4 protein-coding genes are annotated in these 4,464 nt (G+C 62.6%); all 4 read left to right on the plus strand.

Going from position 1 to position 4,464, the window contains the following annotated elements; translation table 11 throughout:
• Positions 1-710: ThiF family adenylyltransferase (locus tag V7Q81_RS14830; protein WP_333844826.1), on the plus strand; the 710-nt coding region annotated here is incomplete at its 5' end.
• Positions 711-763: 53 nt separating this feature from the next.
• Entirely contained in the window at positions 764-1,882 is a 1,119-nt protein-coding gene (locus V7Q81_RS14835) for a hypothetical protein (protein WP_333844828.1), read from the plus strand.
• 244 nt (positions 1,883-2,126) lie between these two features.
• Complete coding sequence (locus tag V7Q81_RS14840) at positions 2,127-2,993, plus strand: PEP-CTERM sorting domain-containing protein (RefSeq protein WP_333844831.1); 867 nt, start codon at positions 2,127-2,129, stop codon at positions 2,991-2,993.
• Between the two features lie 106 nt (positions 2,994-3,099).
• Positions 3,100-4,368: an ABC transporter permease gene (locus tag V7Q81_RS14845; RefSeq protein WP_333844834.1), complete on the plus strand. Its 1,269-nt coding sequence runs from the start codon at positions 3,100-3,102 to the stop codon at positions 4,366-4,368.
• The last annotated feature ends 96 nt before the right edge of the window (positions 4,369-4,464 follow it).

Raw genomic sequence — 4,464 nt, forward strand, 5'->3', positions numbered from 1 at the left:
GCCTGGCGGAGGGGGACGCGTTCGAGCCGGCCAACTTCAACCGCCAGCTCGGGGCCGGGGTAAGCACCGTCGGCCGGGCCAAGCTGGAGGTGCTCTGCGCCCTTGCCCGGGACATCAACCCGGAAATCGATATCCGGGCGCTTCCCGGTGGGGTCACTCGGGACAACGTGGGGGAATTCCTGCGGGAAGTGGACCTCTATGTGGACGGGCTGGACTTCTTCGCCTTCGAAGCGCGGCGCCTGGTGTTTGCCGAATGTGCGAAGCGCGGCATCCCGGCCATCACCGTGGCGCCCCTGGGAATGGGGGCGGCGCTGCTCAATTTCCTGCCCGGGGGCATGACCTTCGAAGAGTATTTCCGCTGGGAGGGCTGTTCCGAGGAAGAGATGGCGCTGCGGTTTCTCATCGGGCTGGCGCCGGCCATGCTGCACCGGGCCTATCTGGTGGAGCCCGCTGCCGTGGACCTGGCGGCCGGGCGGGGCCCCTCGACCGCCATGGCCTGCCAGCTCTGCGCTGGCATTGCCGCCACCGAGGCCCTCAAGATCCTCCTGGGCCGGGGCCCTGTGCGTGCCGCGCCCTGGGGCATGCAGTTCGACGCCTACCGTAACCGGGTGGTCCATACCTGGCGTCCCTTCGGCAACGGCAACCCCCTCCAGCGGCTCGCCTTGGCGATTGCGCGGCGCTTGTTGAGCAAGCGCGGTGAAAGCGGTTGAACGGTCCGCAGCTGTGGCCCTCTTCGCAACCTCCCCCGACCTCGCTCCTACCCATGACGCTGTTGACCCGGCCGGCGCTGGAAGCCCTTGCCCAGGCGGCCGTTCAAGCGCCTTCCGCTGATAACCGCCACACCTTCAGGCTCAAGGTGGGTGCTGACCGGCTCGTCATTGCGGGCGCCGATGAATATGAACACGCACCCTTACCACGAAGGATTTTGCACCTGTTGTCTTTTGGCGCCGTGGCGGAAAACGTGGCCGTGCGGGCCCAGGCGATGGGACTCAAGGCCACCGTGGTCATCTTCCCCGAGGGCCCGCAGGCGTCCGTAGTGGCCGAAGTGCACCTCATGCAAGGAGGTGGCGGCCTGGGCACCGATTTGGCTGGAGCGATTCCCCTCCGGCACACCAACCGGCGCCTCTTCTACCGCGGCCCGCACTTGACGGAGGGGGAGCGGGCCCAGTTGGAGAAGGAGGCGCGTCGCGTCCCAGGGGTTGACCTGATGTGGCTCGACGAGCCGTCGGTGCGCCGCGAAGCCCTGCGGCTTGTCGCGAGCGCCGAGACCGCGCGGTTTTCCTTGCAGGCCTTGCACGAAGAATTGTTCTCCTCCATACGCTTCGAGGCAGGCTGGCGAAACACCGTGGCGGTGGGCCTCCCTCCGGGAGCCTTGGGTATCGAGCTCCCAATGCGGCCTCTCTTCAGAGGGTTGCGGCATTGGCAAGTCATGCGCATATTAAATTACTTCGGCGCCGCGCGCCTTGCCGGCCAGCGGGCGGCCTACTGGCCGTGCTTTTTTGCACCCCATTTGGGGGTCCTCGCAACGGCCCGGCCCCTCGCCGAGGGGGCTTTTGCTGTCGGGCAGGCTCTGGAGCGCCTGTGGCTGCGGGCAACAGTCCTAGGACTGGCCTTGCAGCCCCTAGCGGCTTCGACCCTCTATGCCTTGGAAGAGGACGAGCGCATACCGCCTGGCTTACGGGCGAGCTTACAGGCGGGCTGGCGCGCCTTGATACCCCTGGACCGTCCCCTGATGGTGTTTCGTCTTGGCCGCGCTCGCCCGCCCCGGATACGTTCCGGCCGTCTTCCCGCCTCCCGTTATCTGAGACGAAACGGGTCTGAGGCCGAAAGTGTCGGAATCCTTTCCAATGGCGAAGACCTTTGCCGACCAACAGACCTCTAAGCTTTCAATGACTTATTTTCCCTGCCCGCCCTGAATCGAAGCGTGCTCGTCGAGGTTCGAAAACCGGGTTCTCGGCGTTTGCGTGCTTCTGTCGAAGAGTTTTACATTTTTCGCCTTTTGCTTTTGTCCCAAACCACAGAAATAGAAAAAATCGTTTATAGAACGAAGGCTTATCGTCGCTGGCATGGCTGATGCATACTGGAGGGCAAGCGGGAGAACGCGCGACCAACCTAAGGAGAAAATCATGAAGCTGAGCAAGATTAAGGCATCGCTGGGGGCGTTGGGCGTCGCCTTTGCCCTGGGGAGTGGGTCAGCCTCCGCGGCGGTGCAATTTTTCTTCCCCATTACCGGGTTCCAGGACGACGATCTGGAATACCACATCGACACCAATGATAATGATGTCTTGGACGTGGGCGACCGCCTGCGGGGCATTTTGGAGATTCCCGAAACCTTTGGCGTGTTCGGAGGAGGTCCCGCTTCAATCCTGCCCCATGAGTTGACCGGAATTTTCGATATCACGGTGACGGGGAAAGTCGCGACCTCCACCCCTGGATTGTTTAACTTTTCCTTTGGCCCGACGGCGAGTTTCGCCACAGAATTCGGGCTGCCCGCCAACGCCATGGTGGCGTTGTATTTGGACAGTTCTCCCGATCTGACCATTGTTCCGCCAAACTGTACCACTACTGCGGCGTGCGAGGGCTTGGCCACCGACGGAATGCTGTGGGCGGTGGCGGGCTTCGGGGATGCGGACGATCAGTGGATCGCCTTGAATGCGGCGGATAATATCGCGGTTGTGCAGGCGAGCGGTGCCTCCACCGTGTTCGGCACGGTGAACTTCGCCCTCAGCGTGCTCTTGAACAACACCGGAGTCGTAATTTTGCCGCAGGAGCTTGATTGCTTCCCGTTCGGCCCCTTCGCTTGTGCAGGCGACGGGAAAACCCAAGTGGTCGGCTCGGGCAATATTCTAGGCGGTCGGGGGCTCATCAACGGCTACCAGATCCGCAGCGACTTCGACTTCCAGTTGCAAGTGCCGGAGCCGGGGACGTTGGCCCTGGTGGGCATCGCCTTACTGGGTCTGGGAGGCGCCTTGCGTAAACGGGCTGTTATCTAAGGCTTGAATCCCAAGGATTAGAAAAGTCCTCCGTATTGTCGAAGCCCCCGAAAGGGGGCTTCGGCTTTTCAAGGGCGCTTTCTCCCTCTACCCTTGGGTTTCCCCTATGGAATCGAAACCCATCCGCCCCTGGCGGCTTGTCGCCCGTGGCCTTGCCGCGGACCTGATCAGCGCGTTTCGCAACGTGGCCCGGCAGGGCCACCGCACCCTCGCGGCATTAGGGGCAGTGGCTGTCGGCATTGTGGCCTACATGCTGGCGGCCGGTTTCATTGAGCATAGCCTGTGGCTTTTGCGGGAAGATACCATTCGCTCTCATTTGGGCCACCTGCAGGTGGCAAAGCGGGGCTACTTCGAGGCGGGGGCGGCTGATCCCCGGGGGTATCTGTTTGAGCCGGAGATGGGGTTGGAAGCCTTGTTGTGGAAAATTCCCAACGTCGAAGCGGTCGCGCCCAGAATCGCCTTCTCCGGGCTCGTGAGCCGAGGGGACGCGACGCTTTCTTTTCTAGGCGAAGGCATGGATCCCGCTCGGGAGGGAGAGCTCGCCCGCTCGGTTCTGATCGTGGAGGGGCGACCGCTGGATCCCGCGGACCCCAACGGAGTCCTCCTCGGTCAGGGCCTGGCCGCTAGTCTGGGTGCCAAAGTGGGCGATACCATTGTGCTTCTCGCCAACACCCCTTCGGGAGGGGTGAGCGGGGTGGAGGCCCGGGTGCGCGGGCTTTTTCTCACCGTGAGCAAAGCCTACGACGACCACGCCTTACGGGCACCCTTGAGGCTTGTTCAACAATTGCTGCATACCCAGGGCATCCATAAATGGGTGGTGTTGGTGAAGGAGACCTCCACGGTACCCGAGACCTTGGTGGAATTGCGGACAGGGCTTTCCGCGACCCCTTCTTTCGAAGGGGTTCCCTGGTGGGAATTTGCGGACTTCTACCACAAGACCGTCACCCTGTTCACCCGGCAAGTGGATTTTGTCCGGCTCGTGATCGCCGTGATAATCGTGCTCAGCATTTCCAATACCATGTTAATGGGAGTCATGGAGCGGACTTGGGAGGTCGGCACTGCCCTCGCCCTGGGTGCCAGCCGGATTCAAGTCTTGCGCAGGTTCGTGATGGAAGGATTGTTCATCGGGGCCACCGCAGGCGTTGTGGGAAGCGTAATGGGGGCGACTTTGGCCTACATCATCTCAGCGGTGGGTATTCCCATGCCCCCACCTCCTGGAATGGCCCGGGGGTTCATTGCTGAAATCGCGGTCAACTGGACCATCACCTGGGATGCGATCGGACTCGCGGTGTTAAGCGCCTTTTTCGCGAGCCTCTATCCGGCCTGGAAGGCAGCGAGCCTGCCCATCGTGGAGGCCTTGCGCTACAGCCGCTGAGCCCATGTCCCGCATCCGGTTGCGCACCGAGCGCTTCGCCATTTTGTTGGGGCTCGCCGCCCGCAACGTTGCCCGCCACCGGTTGCGCACCGGGCT

It is taken from the genome of Pelomicrobium sp. (assembly GCF_036803785.1).
Lineage (GTDB): Bacteria > Pseudomonadota > Gammaproteobacteria > Burkholderiales > UBA6910 > Pelomicrobium.

What these genes read in the sequence shown, in the direction of transcription:
- V7Q81_RS14835 (WP_333844828.1), top strand. Translation starts at nt 764, where the DNA reads ATGACGCTGTTGACCCGGCCGGCGCTGGAAGCCCTTGCCCAGGCGGCC.
- V7Q81_RS14840 (WP_333844831.1), top strand. Translation starts at nt 2,127, where the DNA reads ATGAAGCTGAGCAAGATTAAGGCATCGCTGGGGGCGTTGGGCGTCGCC.
- V7Q81_RS14845 (WP_333844834.1), top strand. Translation starts at nt 3,100, where the DNA reads ATGGAATCGAAACCCATCCGCCCCTGGCGGCTTGTCGCCCGTGGCCTT.